General features: G+C 57.6%; 15 protein-coding genes and 3 pseudogenes. 11 read left to right on the top strand and 7 right to left on the bottom strand.

The window, feature by feature from the left end:
- The first annotated feature begins 178 nt into the window (after nt 1-178).
- Nucleotides 179-856 (top strand): bacterio-opsin activator domain-containing protein, encoded by a 678-nt coding sequence (locus tag C3L37_RS17505; RefSeq protein ID WP_129115892.1) that lies wholly within the window; start codon nt 179-181, stop codon nt 854-856.
- Between the two features lie 368 nt (nt 857-1,224).
- Here the strand turns inward: C3L37_RS17505 and C3L37_RS17500 are convergent, their stop codons facing one another.
- Both C3L37_RS17500 and C3L37_RS17495 read right to left on the bottom strand, forming a co-directional pair.
- Complete coding sequence (locus C3L37_RS17500; RefSeq protein ID WP_228546350.1) at nt 1,225-1,491, bottom strand: helix-turn-helix transcriptional regulator; 267 nt, start codon at nt 1,489-1,491, stop codon at nt 1,225-1,227.
- A 405-nt stretch (nt 1,492-1,896) separates the two neighbouring features.
- Nucleotides 1,897-2,745 (bottom strand): annotated as a pseudogene (locus tag C3L37_RS17495) (RNA-guided endonuclease InsQ/TnpB family protein); the annotation flags it as partial.
- Nucleotides 2,746-2,797: 52 nt separating this feature from the next.
- Here C3L37_RS17495 and C3L37_RS24485 point away from each other — a divergent pair.
- Both C3L37_RS24485 and C3L37_RS17490 read left to right on the top strand, forming a co-directional pair.
- Nucleotides 2,798-2,935 carry a hypothetical protein gene (locus tag C3L37_RS24485; RefSeq protein ID WP_164974791.1) on the top strand — a complete coding sequence of 46 codons (138 nt, stop codon included), beginning with the start codon at nt 2,798-2,800 and terminating at the stop codon, nt 2,933-2,935.
- Between the two features lie 355 nt (nt 2,936-3,290).
- Nucleotides 3,291-4,091, top strand: a complete 801-nt coding sequence (locus tag C3L37_RS17490; protein ID WP_129115890.1) for an alpha/beta fold hydrolase — start codon at nt 3,291-3,293, stop codon at nt 4,089-4,091.
- A gap of 173 nt (nt 4,092-4,264) precedes the next feature.
- On the opposite strand, the gene lrp is transcribed toward C3L37_RS17490, so the two are convergent.
- Nucleotides 4,265-4,720 carry an HTH-type transcriptional regulator Lrp gene (gene lrp / locus C3L37_RS17485; protein ID WP_129115889.1) on the bottom strand — a complete coding sequence of 152 codons (456 nt, stop codon included), beginning with the start codon at nt 4,718-4,720 and terminating at the stop codon, nt 4,265-4,267.
- Between the two features lie 358 nt (nt 4,721-5,078).
- Between lrp and C3L37_RS17480 the strand changes: the two genes are divergently transcribed.
- From C3L37_RS17480 to C3L37_RS17470, 3 genes are all read left to right on the top strand, one after another.
- Nucleotides 5,079-5,606, top strand: coding sequence for a winged helix-turn-helix domain-containing protein (locus tag C3L37_RS17480; RefSeq protein ID WP_129115888.1), 528 nt, complete (start codon nt 5,079-5,081; stop codon nt 5,604-5,606).
- Nucleotides 5,607-6,056 carry a hypothetical protein gene (locus C3L37_RS25820; protein ID WP_129115887.1) on the top strand — a complete coding sequence of 150 codons (450 nt, stop codon included), beginning with the start codon at nt 5,607-5,609 and terminating at the stop codon, nt 6,054-6,056.
- 797 nt (nt 6,057-6,853) lie between these two features.
- Nucleotides 6,854-7,810 (top strand): formate/nitrite transporter family protein, encoded by a 957-nt coding sequence (locus tag C3L37_RS17470; protein WP_129115886.1) that lies wholly within the window; start codon nt 6,854-6,856, stop codon nt 7,808-7,810.
- A gap of 58 nt (nt 7,811-7,868) precedes the next feature.
- On the opposite strand, the gene C3L37_RS17465 is transcribed toward C3L37_RS17470, so the two are convergent.
- Both C3L37_RS17465 and C3L37_RS17460 read right to left on the bottom strand, forming a co-directional pair.
- Nucleotides 7,869-8,222: a DUF7344 domain-containing protein gene (locus tag C3L37_RS17465; protein WP_228546310.1), complete on the bottom strand. Its 354-nt coding sequence runs from the start codon at nt 8,220-8,222 to the stop codon at nt 7,869-7,871.
- 189 nt (nt 8,223-8,411) lie between these two features.
- Complete coding sequence (locus C3L37_RS17460; protein ID WP_228546309.1) at nt 8,412-8,807, bottom strand: DUF7344 domain-containing protein; 396 nt, start codon at nt 8,805-8,807, stop codon at nt 8,412-8,414.
- 242 nt (nt 8,808-9,049) lie between these two features.
- Between C3L37_RS17460 and C3L37_RS17455 the strand changes: the two genes are divergently transcribed.
- Nucleotides 9,050-10,477, top strand: a complete 1,428-nt coding sequence (locus tag C3L37_RS17455) for an FAD-binding oxidoreductase (protein WP_129115885.1) — start codon at nt 9,050-9,052, stop codon at nt 10,475-10,477.
- Between the two features lie 72 nt (nt 10,478-10,549).
- On the opposite strand, the gene C3L37_RS17450 is transcribed toward C3L37_RS17455, so the two are convergent.
- Nucleotides 10,550-13,045, bottom strand: coding sequence for a bacterio-opsin activator domain-containing protein (locus C3L37_RS17450; protein ID WP_228546308.1), 2,496 nt, complete (start codon nt 13,043-13,045; stop codon nt 10,550-10,552).
- A 336-nt stretch (nt 13,046-13,381) separates the two neighbouring features.
- Between C3L37_RS17450 and C3L37_RS17445 the strand changes: the two genes are divergently transcribed.
- Nucleotides 13,382-13,621 carry a hypothetical protein gene (locus C3L37_RS17445; RefSeq protein ID WP_129115883.1) on the top strand — a complete coding sequence of 80 codons (240 nt, stop codon included), beginning with the start codon at nt 13,382-13,384 and terminating at the stop codon, nt 13,619-13,621.
- Nucleotides 13,622-13,831: 210 nt separating this feature from the next.
- Here C3L37_RS17445 and C3L37_RS17440 read toward each other — a convergent pair whose 3' ends face one another.
- Entirely contained in the window at nt 13,832-15,229 is a 1,398-nt protein-coding gene (locus C3L37_RS17440) for an FAD-binding oxidoreductase (protein ID WP_129116094.1), read from the bottom strand.
- A gap of 221 nt (nt 15,230-15,450) precedes the next feature.
- Here C3L37_RS17440 and C3L37_RS17435 point away from each other — a divergent pair, with 221 nt between their 5' ends.
- The 3 genes and pseudogenes from C3L37_RS17435 to C3L37_RS17425 all read left to right on the top strand — a co-directional run.
- A complete protein-coding gene (locus C3L37_RS17435; protein WP_164974790.1) occupies nt 15,451-16,881 on the top strand; it encodes an FAD-binding oxidoreductase in 1,431 nt (476 codons plus the stop codon).
- A 236-nt stretch (nt 16,882-17,117) separates the two neighbouring features.
- Nucleotides 17,118-17,357: pseudogene (locus tag C3L37_RS17430) on the top strand (ester cyclase); the annotation flags it as partial.
- Nucleotides 17,358-17,719: 362 nt separating this feature from the next.
- Nucleotides 17,720-18,300, top strand: a pseudogene (locus C3L37_RS17425) (RNA-guided endonuclease TnpB family protein); the annotation flags it as partial.

Below are 18,300 nucleotides of genomic sequence, written 5' to 3'. Positions count from 1 at the left end.
TTCCTCCCACGACTTCAGTCGTGGGTTTCCGCCTCGAAATTGTGTGAGAGAAGAGGGTGACTTAGCGACGCATCAATGTCACCCCGGTAATCAGTCATGATCAGTGAGTTGATCGGTGAGTAGATAGACTTGTTAGCGTTAAAATACATACAAATAGCCATAGTACCACCATAATGATGTGAGCGCAATTCTAACGTTTGACGTCGTTACTGACGACTTTCCGTTCGGACGAGCACTTGAAGAGAACCTCCAACTTACCTTTGAAATTGAGCGAATTATCCCACTTGGGGAGCACACCTTCCCTTTAGTATGGGTCTCTGGCCCGGATAGAGAGCGCTTCGATAAGGAGATTCCTAAGCATCCGCATGTAGATGATATCAGATTTTTAGGGAGTAAAAAGCAAAAGTCACTGTATCTTGTTGAGTGGGAGGGACTCTCGCACGGGCTCATTCAGACGCTCGTTGACGTTGAGGCAATTCTTCTGTCTGCCTACAGTGAAAATAATCACTGGACGTTTCGAGTCCTCTTTACGGACGATTCAGACGCAAGTGAGTTTCATACTCACTGTCGTGCTAATGGCATTCACATTACCGTAGTGAAGTTGGCCTACTCGGTCGATCTCACCGATTCTACTGACGAGGTACTTACTCAAGCGCAATACGATCTTCTCACTACCGCTCTCATGGAAGGGTACTTCGAGGTTCCGCGCAAGATCAGTCAGGCTGAACTCGCACAGACACTTGGGATTTCGGGACAAGCTGTTTCTGAGCGGATGCGCCGTGGCGTTCAGGCGCTTCTCGTGCGGATGTTGGAGATCACTCCAGAGACGTCATTTCCTGAAGATCAAGAAGAATGAGATGTGTGCCGTTGAGAGGAGACTAAAGGAATTCTCAGCAACTAGCGTGATCCAGGAAAATCGACTGGCTGGGAGGCTTTATGACAGCGGCCCCTAGACATATTCAATGATGAATTCTCGCACACCACTGCCACCGCGGGCCAAAGAGGCGCTTGACGTGCTTCGCTCGCCGGTCGAAAACGCAGGTGGTGAACTTCCTCGTGAGCGAGCTCACTCAGTGATTGCGTCTGAGTGTGGCGAGGTGTCTGCGGAGGCACTGCTGAATATCCTGCACAACCGTGGCTACATCTACTATGTTGGCGAGCAAATCCGCATTACGTAGGCTCGCTGTCTCATGAGCCCGCAATCTTCACACTGACAGAGGATTTCTAGTGTGGCGTTCGAGGGGAGGTGAGGGCGGTCTCTTGGAGGTTACTGGTCTTCTCCCACTCGCGGCGCTTTCGGAGGGCAGTGCGGTCTTCATCGGTGATTTCGTAGTAATTGATCCGACGGTCGATTTGGCCAGTCTCGGCGTAATCTTTGTTGACGAGGACGTCGAGGTTGGGGTACAAGCGCCCGTGGGTGATCTCTTCGGTGCGGGCGTCTTCGAGCTCGGTTTTGATCTGTTGGCCCGAGGGCTGGTCATGGCCGGCGATAACGGTGAGGAGGTCGCGCTGGAAGCCGCTGAGGTCGAAGAGCGTCGTTCTCGAGAAGGTACAATAGCCACGGAAATATTCTTTAGTATTGTGTGGTGTGAGCAACTAACCGACAAAATGAATCGCCTTGTCCTATGTTGAATAAATGGGAAGATGGAAAAGTTATCCTATCGAGCGAGAAGATGGTCTGGGGTGTTTCTCTCCTAACCTACACTCAGTCGGAGGAAGCTGTATGGATCATTGACATCCTCCACGCGCCTAAAGGCGCGGGAATCCTCGCGCTCGAGGTCTGGCAGTAGCGCCACACCCGACATGAGCGACTTTCTCCTATCCGTGGATACTCCGGTTCGTGCGCGCTTCTTTGGGACTGTCGTGAGAGTGTGGTGACTCCAGCCAGTGGTGGCTCACCGTCGAAACTCCTTCCTCGTACAGGCGTTCGAGAAGATCACGTACCAGCGCGTTCTGTGCGTGGTCGCGCCGTCGCGTCCGGCCACGGTACAGTTGCCGAATCCGGTTCGAGGAGTAGCGTCCCTCTCGGAGTCTCGACTGGAGACGGGCAATCTCTCGCGTCGTCTCGCGGAACTGGTCGAACAGGTCGCGGCCGTGGTACAGGTACTATTTGCCGGTCGTGGTCGTACAGGTGACGAGGTTGTTCACCCCAATATCCAGAGCGGCTTCTTCGGAAGCCAGCGGTGCATCCAGTCGAGAATCGTCCACGGTGACTGGCTGAACGGCCCTGAATTGGTTCGAGGACTCGTCGTAGTACAGTTCTAACCGACCCTGTTTGCCGTCCCACTTCGGAACGCCCGCGACTTCGAGACGAAGGCGCTCGGTGTATCCGAGGCCATACTTCGCTTTGAGTTCCTTCCCGACGGGGATTTCGAGACGTGAGCGGTTGCCCATCTCCAGTGTGTACTGGTCGTTGCGGATGTACGTGCGGAGTGTTCGACCGTCCTCGTTGCCCTAGTAACCGGGCGGGGAACAGTATTCGCCCGTCTCTTTGAGCGAGAAGAACGATTTCCACGCGCTCTTGCTCTTGCGGATGAGTTGTTGAGCGGTGGCGCTTCCGAGAACACTGACGTACTGTTTGCGGTAGTCGGTGGTGTCCCAGGTGCTTTCGCCGTCGAAGTAGTTCTGGCGACGTTCGTAGGTAAGTTCGTTCCAGAGGCTGGCTGAGGCGTCCAAGAGTTCGTGTAGCAACTCCGCGTCCTGTTCGGAGCGGGGTCGAACAACGAAGGTGTTGGTGCGCCTCATCAACTATGTGTTGCATCAAACACACATAAATATTCTATTCATGTGATACTGTATGGTTGCTATCCGAATCGAGTTTCACGACGAAGACCAGTACGAGCGGTTGAAAGAACTGAAGAAGCACCGTGGTCTGACGTGGAAGGGATTACTCCTCGAAGGCGAGAAGCGTGTTCTGGAACAGACCCCGGAGTGAGCGTCGTCGGTGGATTGCGTCGTTCTGTGATCGCTCAACCCCCGCCTGAAGGCAGGGGCATGTGCGTGATTATCTGTCAACCGATTGAGGATGTGTATTGGGGACGGGGTTTGGTATACCCACTTTTTGAGCCTCTTCTGCAGAAATTGACAAACCTCATCCGTTGATAAGTTCCGCAAGAATACAGTGTTGGCACTGAATAGTTCTGAAGATTAATCATTAAATGCCGCCGTCGTTTCGTACCATTAAGTTATCTTTTTTCAAATAAGAAGCCTCGCCCTTTAAAGCGGACGAGGACGTCACCCGAAATCTGCTCAGCGGCGTTCTTGTTCGTTCAGAGCGTACCTAACGTGTTATGCCGTATGAGACGTGCAACGGGGCAAGCCTCTACTTCGAGGACAACGGGGACGGCACGCCGATCGTCTTCCTCCCTGGCGTGATGACTGGAGTCCGATTCTTCGCACACCAGCTCGCGGACCTTCCGCCCGACCACAGAATCGTCGCGCTCGACTACCGCGGACACGGGCGCTCTGAGAAAACGGAAACTGGCCACACCGTGCCGGGGTACGCCGACGACTTGCAGACGTTCCTCGACCGGCGGGATCTCGACGATATTGTTCTCGTCGGCTGGTCGATGGGCGCGCTCGTCGCGTGGGAGTACGTCGATCGGTTCGGAACCGACCGGGTGCAAGGACTCGTGGACGTCGACATGTCGGCCTCGGCGTTCGCCTGGGACGACTACGAGCACGGGAACAACGACCTGGCGCGACTGATTGGGACCATCGAACTCGTCCAAACCGACCAAGCCGCGTTGATCGAGGGGCTCGTCGACGCAGCGTTCAAAGAACTGCCATCTCCCCGGACACGAACTCTCGTGCTCGACGAACTGACCCGCACACCGCCGCCGGTGAAGAGCGCTATCCTTTTCGACTACACGATGCGCGACTACCGGGACACGCTCCCCGGAATCGAACTCCCGACGCTCGTCTGCGCCGGCGCGGACGAGAAGTGGCGGACCGTCGCGGCGGTCCGTGACGTCGCAGACCGAATCCCAAACGCCGAGTTCGAACTGTTCGAAAATAGCGGCCACTGCATTACGCTGGAAGAGCCCGAACGGTTCAACCGCATACTTGCGACGTTCGTCGACGGGTTATGAGATCGGCGAGGCGACGATGCAGTGGAAGCGACGGTACGGCACGTCGGCCAGGGTTCGTCACAGTCTCCATGCAACCACTCCCGCTAATGAATGACCATCTACTGACTTCGAGATCTCGCTGGTCACTGGGTTGCAAAGCCGTTTTCTGAACAGACAGACCCTGACATCCTTATTTATTCGGTGTCAAGTTCGAATTGTTCGTTTTCCACTGGAGCGTTGAGAACGACCGCTGTTGATGACTCAATGATGTCTGCATCGGCGAGGAGCTGCTTGATGAGCGTGTTCATATCATCAGTACTATGAAATTTTCCGATTCCTATAATGTCAGATTTGCCTGTGACTTCGTAGATAGAGATCATCTGTGTGTGATCTTGTAATCGTTCAGTGACATCAGGAAGGGCACTCCCCTCAACCTTGAGCTGCAGAACGGCAGTCACATCATAGCCGAGCGTATCGTAATTGACAATCGGGGTATACCCTTCAATAACTCCACTTTCTTCGAGATCACGCAAGTGGTTAGAGACGGTTGTGACAGACACATCTAACTCCTCAGCAAGGCTCCGCAAACTCGCACGCCCATCTTTCATCAGACTGTTCACGAGGTCAGTATCGAGATTTTCGTACGCCATCTTCGAAGATTGTTCGCTCTATGAATTTAATAGTAGGGTATGTTCCAGCAGACCATACATCAGTCTGAGATCCCCTGTATCGATCGAGATTGAGCTCGAGCCGTCATGTGAAAGGAGACTGGCTGCTGACTGTATCAGTATATAGACTGTGGCTGGACGGAACACGAATCAGGCTTTGGGGCAGATGGAAATGAGCGGCAGCACCCTATTCGTCAATACACGCTGAATCGAGGGTACTCCCGTTGGTTCGCAAATTGAACAAGATTGAATTTGCCTTTCCAGTGACCCAACCCAGCGCGAACTCACACATATGTGAAGCACCCAAAGATATATTGAGAGCAACCGCCTACAGATAGGTATGACCGAGTTCGATCCGGCCCCAGAGTCCGACGATACTCAGCGACGGTGGCAGACGGGAACAGACACGTTTGGTCGTGTCTACGACGTCGTCCTCGGAGTTACCTCTCCGACTGCGTACACCGAGATCGCTGAGCTTGCGGACTGCTCTCCAAACGCCGCGAAAAAGCACCTCGACCGCTTGGCGGAGATGGGCATCGCTCGAGCCGATAGAGACAGCCGCCCGGCGAAATACGAACGAAACGAGGGGTATCTCGAATGGCAGGACGCCAGTCGAATCGCAACCGAGCTCTCTGTCGAGGAGATCATCGACCGCGTGGAGGCGCTTGAAGCCCAGCAGACGGAATTCGAAGCCCGGTTCGAAACGACTGACCCAACAGCCGTCAACGTGTTTGATCACGGCAGTCACGAAACCATCCACAAGCGGATGACCGCAGTCAGCGAGTGGCAGAGTGTGATTCGGGATATTCGGCTCTATGAACTTGCTCGCCAGCTCTCCCAGAACGACGGACATCTGATTCCGGCGTAAATGAGCCAGCCACCGGAGGATTCGGCCCCACACTCGACAGGCCCACCGGATCGACAGACGCTGCGCCTGCTGGAGCGACACCTTTTATCGGATTCGCTCGTCGCCGAGACTGCGTTCGACCCGGATTCCTACGAACCTCGACTACTTCGTGGACTGCTCGACGCTGGACGATACCCGGACTCGGTGACAGCGGTCCGACTCGACATTCGGTGGTTCACGACTGGTGATTTCTCGGTCCACTACGTCGAAGAACACGAGGACGAAGAACTCTGGGAGTGTCGCTGGGACCGGCACCCGAACACGCACAACACCCGGTTGCACTTTCACAAGCCACCGTCTGCCAGCGGAATTACCGACCTCGAACTCCCGTCGCTCCATCCACTCGAAGTATACTCCACCGTCCTCACAGCAATAGAGCAACGGGTAGAGACACTGTGGTCGTCACAGTAAGCTACCCACGACTACAGTCGCGGGCTTCCTCGCCCTACAGTTATGTGAACGACTTCTACGACCGCGTGTTAAACAGCGGTTTCAACGGTCGTCCTGTCGGCCCAGGAGAATGCGAAGAGGTGGTTGTACGAATTATGGAAAATCGAGGAGAAAGCTCCACCGTTCGCGGCGGGGAATGAATCCAACATTGGGGACACAGCCGCCGGAAGTAAGTCGTTTGACAGCGTACCGCGTGGTAAGCACAACGGGCAAAAACTGGCGGTTGGATTGGGATCCGCCTGGACGACGAAGGCCACCACACCGTTCCCGCGAGGGCGTCTCCAAGGCCGTGGCAATGCGGCAGGCAAAAAACGACCCTCGCCCGCTTGTGTCTGCCCACCGTGGCAGATAGATCAGGCAGGCCGATGGCACGGCTCGTGCCCGGACGCGCCGAAAGGTGCGACCAGGTGCATCCTCGCCGTCTCTCCGAGACGAACGGGATGCACGGTGCAATCGGGTACCGCGTCCGAACGGACGCCGAATACAACACACCCCTTGTGGGGCCGACGCATCGCGCACGAACTCGGTACCGCCCCGCCGATCCCCATCTGACAGGCGGGAAGTTACCAACGGGGACGTACAACCGGCGTGCTGTCCCACGCTGGAATCCTCGCGCTTCAGTGCGGGGAGGATGGCAAAATATACACCGTCTCTTCGCCGCCCTCAAAGGTCGTATACGAGTCGGAAATCGCATATACTGAGGGGCAAAAGCGAGATGAGCGTAGGGTCACGAGTATGGAAAACGGGAGACAATCGAAATGAATGACGGTGACAACGATGATTCGGGTGATGAAATACGTGAATCGCTTGATCGAGCAGCGTCGGGTGCACCTGCGGCTGGCTGGGCGGTCCGTGATCGATTCTCAGCGAACGAAATTTTCGAACGGGTTCTCGCGAGCGCCGACGAGGAGATCGCAGCCAATAAACGACGACTGTTTTTCAGCGGGCTAGCCGCCGGATTCGCCATCGTTCTTACGTTCCTCGGACACGCAGTCGGCGTCGCGGCTTTTCCCGATAACCAATTCTTAAGTGCTACCTTGTACCCGGTCGGATTCATTTATATTATTCTCGGTCATTACCAACTGTACACCGAAAACACGCTACCGCCCGTGGCGCTGGTTTTGGCTCGTCTTGCCAGCGTTCCATTATTGCTGCGTGTCTGGGGGATTGTCTTGGTCGGTAACTTGTTTGGGGCAGTTATCGGCGCATATCTGCTCGTACATGGTCACGTGCTCTCGCCGGAGGGAACGCAGGCCGGTGCGCATTTCGCCCGATCCGGCCTCAAGCACGGGTGGTGGGTCGTCTTCAACAGAGCCGTCTTTGCAGGCTGGTTAGTTGCTGGGGTCGTATGGCTCGACCACGCAGCGCGTGATACGGTCTCTCGGCTCATCATGATCTATATTGTCTTCTACATGATCGCCGCAGCCGAACTCTACCACGTTATCACGACTGCGTGTGAGGTGTTTTACTTCCTGTTCGTCACAGACCTCGAGACGTTCACCGTCTTCTCTGAGTTCTGGCTTCCGGTGTTTCTCGGAAACACCATCGGCGGCGTGTTTCTGGTCACATTGGTAAACTACGCACAGACCAAACAGGAACGGTATCCCGATGTCCGAGAACTCACCACCAGGGAGCTCGTTTTTAGTTGGCGTGGCGGCGCGGAAGCTCGCACCCCCCCGCACGAAGAAGCCGACGAGGGAGCAGAAACCGACTGACCGAGTCGGAATTTCACGGCTCGATTCCACGAATACCAATTTTCGGCCAGAAAACAGACTAGACCCCCTCATCGGAGCTGTCAGTCTCCCGTTCATCAACACGTTGAATATCGACTACTGCATCCGCCCCGTATCCAGGCAGCGAAACGAAGTCTCGTTCCTGATCGTATACGACGATGTCGGCATGCTCCAGTCTCGGGAGATGAGTGTGATAGAGCTCCAGATAGATGTCCTTCACGTCCTCGGCGCGGATTTCAGTGAGGGGATCAGTCACCTCCCAGACCGCTAGCTCGTCTGCCACGTCGGCCAACGAGAGGGTTATGTGTCGTTCGAGACAACTCAGCAGCCGGCGGCGGTAGGGGTGGGCACGAAGTTCGGGACAGTCAGCCGTTGGTTCGAAGTCGGTGGACATGGGATGGTGAGTGGGAAGTGGATCCGTCTTGGACCGAATCACGGTATATTTGAGTCTATTCGATTAGTTTGATGTCGACGAAATGGTCGGCACCCAATTCGTCGGTATGCGCTCCCTCCAGAGAAAGCGCTGCCTCCAGTTCGTCGACCGTTCGTTCGAACGAACAGGCGGTGCACCGGACGTGGTACGTCACGCACCACCTCGCTCTGGTTCCAGATCGAACACTTGTGTCTGAAGGTCGTCTTCAGCGGCGAGTTCGAGATAGGGGTTCAGCTCATCGGCCGTCTCGTCGAGTTCGATCAGACATTGGGTCGAGTCGAACGTGAGTACACCGTTCTCCTCGAGTTTCGGAAGATGAACGTGATAGAGCGACGCCATGATCCGTTCGTGGTCGTCGATAGCCGTCTCATCCCATGACACAAGCTGGTCAGCCAATTCTCGCAATTCAACGGCGCCAGCACAGTGGGTGAGATAGTACAGGATGCAGCGCCGTGGTCTACTGCTGAGCAGGTCAAATGCAACATTTGCAGTAGTAGTGCTGCAGACGATGTCTGCCCCGGACCGGTGTGTCTCGAACTCGGTCATTGCTATGTCCCTCGGTAGGATTCATCAAGAACCCGAAGACTAGTCTACTAGTGACCAGAGGCCGAGTGTTATAGCACCACTGGCCACGGGCTGGGTTATTCAAAATTTTTCGGTACTGTAGTTTCGCTAGCCGGGAGTGTCGCGACTACGTTCTCGCCGTTCCTGGAGAAGGCGTGCTATGCATTTCCAAAACCATTGGATTGTACAATTAGTTCATCACCTGTGGCGTCATATCCTAGAATATGTCCCAGACCACCATCGCGACTAGAGACGGAACTACGACCACGCTGACCGAGGAAACCGTCGAGGCATTCCACCAGAGCCTGCGCGGCCCGCTGCTCTCCCCGACCGACGAAGGGTTCGAGGAGGCGACGCGCATCTGGAATGGGATGATCGAGAAGACGCCGGCGCTCGTCGTCCGGCCGACAGGTACGGCCGACGTCGTGGCCGCGGTGAACTTCGCCCGCGACCACGGCCTCCTGCTCTCAGTGAAGGGCGGGGGGCACAACATCGCCGGGACGGCACTGGCCGACGGCGGCCTAACCATCGACATGTCTCGACTCCGGGGAGTCCTCGTCGATCCCGAAGAACGGATCGCGACGGCCCAGGCCGGCTGTCTCCTCGGGGATCTCGACCGAGAGACCCAGCTCCACGGCCTGGCCACGCCGTGCGGATTCGTCTCCGAGACTGGGTTGGCGGGGCTGACGCTCGGCGGCGGGTTCGGCTACCTGACCCGCCGATTCGGGTGGGCGGTCGACAACTTGCTCGAAGTCGAAATCGTCACCGCCGACGGGCGGGTCCGTCAGCCCAGTCGCGAGGAGAACCCGGACCTTTTCTGGGCGATCCGCGGAGCCGGCCACAACTTCGGCGTCGTCACCTCGTTTACCTACCGCCTCCACGAGGTCGGTCCGACCATCTATGGCGGACTCATCGCCTGGCCCTTCGACCGGGCCAACGAGGTCCTCGAGGCCTACCGGGAACTCACCGCTGAGGCACCTAGGGAACTCGCGGTGTTTCTGATCCTCCTGCGGGCCCCGCCTGTGCCGTTCGTCCCAGAGGAAGCCGTCGGTGAACTGGCCTGCGCGATGACCGTCTGCTACAGCGGTGACCCAGACGACGCCGAGGCGGCGCTCGAGCCCATCCGGGCGCTCGACGACCCCGTCATGGACTTGCTAGGAGAGCGACCGTACGTCCAGCAGCAGTCGTACCTCGACGCCACCGAACCCAAGGGCGACCACTACTACTGGAAAACCGAGTTCGCCGCCGAGTTGAGTGACGACCTCCTGTCGACGGCGCGAGAGTTGGCCGCGGAGAACCCGATCCCCGACGGCCAGATCGTCTTCGCGCACATCGGCGGAGCACTTAACGAACACAGCGACGACGACGGTGCCGTGAACAACCGCGACGCCCGATTCGCGTACGGTGCGGCCGGCAGGTGGGCGCCGGACGATCCCGAGGGGGATGCGTATCGCGAGTGGGTTCGCGATGCGTGGGAGGAACTCCGACCCTATTCAACCGGCGGGAACTACATTAACTTCCAGACCGTCGATGAAAGTGAGGAGCGCATTTGGGCGACGTACGGCGACAACTTCGCTCGCCTCGTCGAAGTCAAGGAGAAGTACGATCCGGAGAACGTCTTCCGCGTGAACCGGAACATACAGCCAGAGTGAATCGCCGTTGAGGAGTACTGATATCGCATGAAAGAGGGTCAGAAAGTCGGGAACGAGGGATTCCCGTCATGTCTATTTGAACAGGCCTATCTCGTCGATTCGTTCCAGAAGCTTCTGGGTCGCTTTTCGAACATGGAGGTAGAATGTTGGGGAGGTAATACCGAGTGCGTCGGCGAGGTCGTCGCCTGTCGAGTGGCGTGGTGACTCGAAAAACCCGGCATGATAGGCGAGTTCCAGTACCTCGCGCTGCCGAGCAGTTAACACGTCCTCAAGCCCATTACGTGGGACAGTGATCGGCTGGACAGGTCGGTCGACCGACCGTTTGGCGACGAAGGTCGTGTTCGAATATTCCGCCTGGATCCCGGTGATGATCGTATGGGTATCCACATCCGGAGCGACTTCCCCGACGATCGTCTCTTCACCGTTCTCGACGATTTTGGACGTCACGGACGCTCCGTAATCGAGTAGTTTTGTCATCGGAGATTCGCTAATCCGGTATTCGATCATTCCGGTGGACTCCGTTGCGTCGATGACACGTGCGTGATCGATCACTGGTGAGTCGGAGAGCGATTCAATAACCGTGGCCGGAGCTGCTCCTTTGATGGCCGCATAACAGAGGAACGCGTTCTCCGAGGCAGGGACGACGGTTTCGAGTTCCAGCCGACAGTTGAGTTCCTCGGTCAGTCGAACGAAGACCGATTCTGCACCTGTCGTCCGGAACTCCAGTTCGACGACGGTATCCGTGTGGAGGAGTCGTTTGTTCTCCGCTGCGTGAATCGCGTGACCAATGCGTTCCCCGAGTTCGCGGAGCAGCCCCTGTTCGTAATCGTCGAACGCGTTCGGTCGCTCCGAGTAGACCACGATCACGCCATAGATGGTTCCCCCGAAGACGACGGGAATGGCAGCCGCGGATTGATACCCGCCGTCTAGCGCCTCGTCATGCCGTGGTTCGAATGACGAATCAGTGGGGATGTTCCGGGCTGCTTGGACGTCGCAAGAGCGGACGGCCCGGCCGACCGGCCCCAAGTCAGTGTCGCTCCCATCGGTCCTCACCTCGGAGTCGTCGAGATACTCGTCTTCGACCCCGGCCCACTCCTTTGGGGTGACTCGATCGCCTTCGGGAGCGTAGTCGCCGTACCACGCGAAGCGGTAGGCATCGGAGGTCGCGAGCTGTTCGCAGACGACCTGTTCAATCTCGTCTCGGGTCGAGACCCTCGCGAGCATCCGGTTGAGTGGCCGGAGGCTATTGATGATCTGCTGGACGCGTTCGAGCGCGGTTCGCTGGGTTTCGAGCGCATGTTCGCGCTCCTTGCGCTCGGTGACGTCGTAGGCGAATCCCACGACCTGCGTGACGTCGCCCCCTTCGTCGAACACTGGCTGACACGTTCCTTCGAGCACCCGTCCAGCAACATCTACGGTACTGCTCACCCGTTCCCCGTCAAGCGCTCGTCGACAGAGATCGAGAAGCGTGCGGTGATCAGCGTACAGGTCGAAGAACGATTGGCCGACGGCTTCCCCAGGATCAAGTCCGATGTTCCGAAATGCCTGTCCCTCCGATCGGGTGAAGATGCCGTCCTTGTCGAATGTGAAGAGTATTCCCGGGATATGCGAGAGGATAGTCTCGATACTTCGCCGTTGCTCACGAAAGTCGCGCTCGCGGTCTTTCCGCTCCGTGATGTTCCTGACGACGCCATCGATATAGGTCTCTCCACGCTCTTCGCGCTCGATCGCGGTGATCGATGTCCAGATCGACTCACCCGTCGCGGTTCGTAACTTCAGTTTCTCGTCCAAGAGGATCCCCTCCTCACGGATTTGTTCGCACAACGACTGTCGGTCATCCGGATCGGCGTAGAAATCGGCGGGGCCCATCTGAAGGAGTGCGTCGTTCGACTCCACATCGAGCATGTCCCGCAAGGCCGGATTCGCTTCGAGGAAGGCTCCATCGGGATCGGACTCGGTTCGGCAAATTCCATCTGGGAGGTGCGTGACAATATCTTCGTAGCGCTCGAGTTCAACTTGCCGCTGTTTCCGGTCACTGACATCCCGGATTACACCCGTAAAGAGTTGCTGGCCGTCGTGAGTGTGTTCACGGAAGCTGATCGAAACGAGAACCTCGTGGCCCTCCTCGTGTTGTGCTGGCAGGTCGATGCCGTCCCAGTCGATCTGTGGGTCGCCAGTTTCGAGATATCGCTGGAATGCTTGAACGTGATCTTGGACGAGTCGGTCCGGGATGAGCACCAACAAGGACCGACTGACCAGGTCGTCCGGACGGTACCCCAGAATACGTTCGAGCGCGGGGTTCGCGAAGACAATCGTGCTGTCTTCGTCGATCGTGAGAAGCCCTTCGGACGTGTTCGCCACCAGTGTTTGACAGAAATCTGTGTCGCCGAAATCGAGAGGTGAGTTAGCAAAGATGGTCTCGAGTGTCTGGTCTTCTTCGGCGGAAGACCCGTTCCGCTCAGTCATCTCCCATGAATATGAAGGGCAGGCGCAAAAAGTCCGTTGAAATGAGCGTATTGTTGCCGTATGAGGCAACTTTCGTACGCGAAATCCCTTTCTCTGCAGCATAGTTGTCAAACTAGGCTAATATATTCTAGTTCCGATGTGTGAATGAAAGGTACGCATCAAATCCATCCTCCGAGGTTGTGTGCAGCTGTGCCCGTGTCGGCGAGCGCTGCGTAGGTGGTGCCGTCAAGAAGTGATTTGTCGGGGTCAATCTTCGTCATGTGCGTCCAGTCCATCCACGGGACCAGCATACGCTCAGTAGTCGCACTGCAGGCAAACCGCTTTCTCTCGACGAGAAGGGGATAGTCTTGGATTCAGTGCGTCTGGTCGCCTCAAAAACACGGTCTGAGAGCCGTGTCTGACTGAGGCTTATTACCACTCCTCTGTAACTACCGATAGATGAACCCTCAAACATCACTCCCGCCGCGGGCCAAAGAGGCGCTTGAAGTGCTTCGGTCGCCGGTCGAGACTGCAGGAGGTGAGTTGTCTCGGGAGCAAGTTCTTTCAGTGGTTGCGTCCGAGTGTAGCGAGGAGCCTGCAGAGGCGCTGTTGACTATTCTGCACAGCCGCGGGTACATCTATTACGTCGGCGACCAGGTCCGGATTACGTGGAAACAGGCGCAAAGCCTCGCCCTGTAGGGCGGGGAGGATGTCAACTAAGGATATGCTTGTGAGGGCTCAGTCTTCACTCTGACAGAGGGACTACCAGCGTGATTTTTGAGGTTAGGCGAGTGCGGTCTCCTGGAGGTACTGATCTTCCCACTCACGGCGCTTTCTCAGGGCATTGCGGCCCTTGTCGGTGATTTGGTAGAAGGTCACAGAAGGACGAAAACTCACGAAGGGAGAAAGTTACGCCACTGGCTCGAGGTTCTGGTTCATTCGGAACAGGTTTGTCGGATCGTACTCGGTTTTGAGTTCGACCAGACGCTCGTAGTTCTCACCGTAGGCGAGGTTCTCCTCTCCCTCCCGTTCACTAATGAAGTTCACGTAGACGCCGCCGGTCGCGTACGGGGCCATGGCGTCGAAGAACTCTCGGGACCAGGCGATACACTCATCATCCATCGCAGGGTCCTCCCAGCGCGTGTGGACATTCATCGCGTATGCCGCGTCGCGGTGGGGGTAGGCCATCGCATCCGTCGGTACGCGCGCCATCGCGCCGCCCACCTGACCGAAGAAGATCTCGGACAGTGGAGACGGAAGTGTTGCTGCATACTCGACTGCGGTGTCGATGGCGTCGTCCGAAAGCGTACTGAAATTGTGCGATTTCCAGTAATTCCTGGCTCCGTCAGTGAGCAAGGGATCGAACGATTGCTGGAAGGCGGCGTAAGGGACCGGGCCGACGGCGTCGGCGATTGGGTCGCCAAATGAACGAATCGGGGCCAGTACCTCTTCGCCCGTCTCCATCTCTCCCGCGTAGAACGCGACTACGATGACGACCCCGATACCGTGGACGGGTTCGGGAAGGAACGGGAGCGGTGGTGCCTTGCGGAGGATGGCCCAGACGGTCGACTCGTCCGGCGCGTCCTCGTTGAAGTCTCGTACATGTCGCAGAACCGCTGGTGCGTCCTCACCGTTGTACACGATCGGTCCGGCAAGAACCTCTGGGCCGACCTCGTGGAGATCGAACTCGAACGACGTGATGACGCCGAAATTCCCACCACCGCCGCGGATTCCCCAGAAGAGATCCGGATGCTCGTCGTCGCTCGCATGACGCAGCTTGCCGTCCGCCGTGACGATATCGACGGAGCGCAGGTTATCCACGGTCATTCCGTACCGACGAGTGAGCCACCCAAACCCACCGCCGAGCGTGAGCCCCGCGACGCCAGTCGTCGAGTTGATTCCGAGCGGAGTCGCCAGTCCGAACGCCTGCGTCTCGTGGTCGAGATCGGCGAGGGTAGCGCCCGGTTCAACCCGAGCGGTCTCGCGATCCGGATCGACGCGAATCGAGCGCATCTCTGAGAGGTCGAGCATCAACCCGTCGTCGCACACTGCGTTGCCGGCGATATTGTGTCCGCCACCGCGGATCGCGAGCAGCATGCCCCGTTCGCGGGCGAAGGTTACCGTGGCGATCACGTCAGACACTCCCCTCGAGCGAACGATGAGCGCCGGTGACCTGTTGATCATGCCGTTCCATATTGATCTGGCTTCGTCGTAATTCGGATCTCCAGGACGGAGCAATTCGCCGTGAAGTTCCTCGCCGAATCCGTCTATTACACCGTCGTCTACGGGAGTGGTAGTTTCTGGCATTGTCTCTCGAGACTTATACGCCCCACCTGGGCATATAGTCGCCCACAATCAATAATTATGATATGGCTGTTTTCGAGAGACATTCGAGACTCGATCCTCCCGACCGAGGAGCGAGAACCGGCATCCGTATTTCGGCGCGTCATCCGCCAGTCATAACTGCAAGACGGACCGTCGTGTGAACACTATGACTTCTTTATCGTCGTCGGAATCGTATTCAGATTATGGCACACGGAGGAAAATCACTAGGAGACGGGACGATCGCCCACATTCAGGACGAAATTCAGTCGTTCGAAGCCGAATTCGGCGGCGACATTGTTCTCCCGGGGGACGAGAAGTACGACGAGGCCCGATCAGTCTGGAACGGCATGATCGACAAGTATCCGGCGATGATCGCTCGTTGTTCCGGCGTCGCCGATGTTGTCGCGTCGGTAATCTTCGCCCATAAGCAGGACCTCCCGCTCGCGGTGCGAGGTGGAGGACACAACGTCGCCGGGACGGCCGTCTGTGAGAGTGGTATTGTCGTCGATCTTTCGATGATGAACGGTGTGCACGTCGATCGGGAGGGGCGTACAGTTCGCGTCGAAGGCGGCGCGACGCTCGGCGACGTCGACCGCGAAACGCAACTTTTCGGCCTCGCAACGGCCCTTGGCGCGGTCTCGGAGACGGGCGTTGCCGGACTGACGCTCAACGGCGGCTACGGACACCTGAGCCGACAGTACGGACTGGCGATGGACAACCTTCGCAGCGTCGACGTCGTGACGGCTGACGGGAAGGTCTACACCGCGAGCAGCGAAAAGAACGAGGACTTGTTCTGGGGGATCCGCGGTGGTGGCGGGACGCTCGGGATCGTCACGTCGTTCGAGTTCGACCTCCACGACGTGGGACCCGAGGTGTACGCGTTCTTCGCGTGGTTCCACGGTGACGACACAACGACAGTTATGGAGCAGTACCTCGAGTGGGGCGCCGATGCACCACGCGAGGCGGGCGTGCTCGCCTTCACTGCACACGTACCCGACCTCGAGGGGTTTCCCGAGGACGCCTGGGGTGAGCCCGCGTTAGCCATGCTCGGATCCTACCGCGGAGACCTCGAGGACGCCGATGAGGTCTTTCGCCCGCTACGAGAGAGCGCGACGCCCATCGCCGACTTCAGTAGCCCGATGGAGTACGTTGACCTCCAGTCGATGCTTGATGAGGATTATCCTGACGGACTCAGGTACTACTGGAAGTCGATTTTCCTCACCGAAGTCACCGACGATATCGTCGATATCATGGTTCGGTACACCGAGTCGGCACCTTCTGCACTCTCGACGATCGACCTCTGGCACCTCGGCGACGCGGTCGAGGAGGTCCCCCAAGACGCGACCGCGTTCTGGCACCGGGACAAGCCGTACATGCTCACCTTCGAGGCCAACTGGGAAGACCCCGCTGACGACGATGCGAACGTCGCCTGGGGCCGCGACGGGATCGCCGAAACGAGAGAACTGACCGTTGCATCGGGGAGCTACGGGAACTTCCCGGGACTGAATGAGGATCCCGTGAAACGACGCTTGGGCAACAACTACGAGCAGTTGGTCAACCTGAAGACGAAATACGACCCGGAAAATCTATTCGGCGGGACCGGGAGTGTTACTCCACGGTCCAGAGCCGACTGATAGATCGCCATCAGTCGACGAAGGCCGAGACCGGTACTAGTACCGGTACCCTCCTTCGTTATCGACCGCCGTACGGAACGAGCATTCGTCCGAGACTACTTCACGGCCGTGTGGAATGACGGCGAGCTCAAGCCGTTCGACACCGACGTAGTAAGTGACGACTACGTCCTCCATCACCAGACGGACGACACCTACTCGGTCGACGAACTGCGGGTGGCCGGGCAGAGTGGTACGAAGCATTTCCAGATCTCAACAACGAGATTGAGGACGTGATCGCGACCGCGGACAGGGTCGTTGTCCGATACCGATTTTCCGGGACACACAAAGGGGAAGCCGTGGGTGTTCCGCCGACGGAAAGCGAAGTCGAAACCGCAGACATCGTCATTTTCAGGGTTGAAGAGGGGCAACTTCTCGAGGCCTGGGCACTCGACGACACGCACGGGCTCTTGGAGCAACTCGGTGCGATCGTGCCCTGAGCAGGCAAACCGTACAGAATCGGCTCCTGGGCGCTTCGCGTTCCAGCAACGATCTGCTTAGAAGAGGCCTATCTCACCATGTCGCGCCCCACAGCCGCTTGCCTCTTCCTAGTCATGGCGTGGCGTTCCCCACGATTAAAGCCGGATTCGCCAATGTACTGTCGCCACTGCTCGCAGCACCCCGATATGACCTCGAAGCAGTGTTGTTACTCAGCATAATTCAAGGTGGAGCCTCCGACCTCACGGAGCGAGCGGAGCGAGCGAGTAGGTCGGAGAGGAAACCGACGAAGGACGACGCAACCGCACGACGGTAGCTACCCGACTCCCGAACATATAAGTACCGTCGGGGAGCAATCTGAAATATGGAGGTGCGTCGAACCGCGCCGGTCAAACTCATCATTCCTGATGAGCACCGCGCCGACCTCCACGAATCTGCTCGACAGTTCCTTCACTGCGCGAACCGTGCCGCCGAGTTCTGTTGGGACGACGACTCCTACGCGAACTGCGTTACGGCGAATACGACCGCACGGGACGCGCTCTACAAGGAACTCCGATAGGAAACCGACCTCACCGCGAACCTCGTTCAAGAGGCCATCCGACGTGCCGTACAAGCGACGAAAGGGTGCGTCGAACGGTGGAAACAGGGCAAGCGGGTGAGCCAGCCGAAATTTACCTCATGGAGCATGGTCTACGACAAGCGGAGCGCGACGTTTTACCGCGACCGTGTGTCCCTCTCGACCGTCAACGGGCGCGTCGAGTGCAACTTTGAACTTCCGGCAGATAGTCCGACGCCCTACGAGCGGTACGTTCTCTCGGGGACTACGAGTTCCGGGCGAGCACACTACAATACGACAAGGCGACCGACGAGTTCTACTTCCACATCACGACCCGGAAGTACGATAACGACGAATCCGAGGTTTCGGAAGATGCCGAGCACCAAACA

This window comes from Halegenticoccus tardaugens (assembly GCF_004116405.1).
Lineage (GTDB): Archaea > Halobacteriota > Halobacteria > Halobacteriales > Haloferacaceae > Halegenticoccus > Halegenticoccus tardaugens.
Note: the sequence above shows the minus strand (reverse complement) of the source record. Positions and strands in the feature narration are given on the sequence as shown.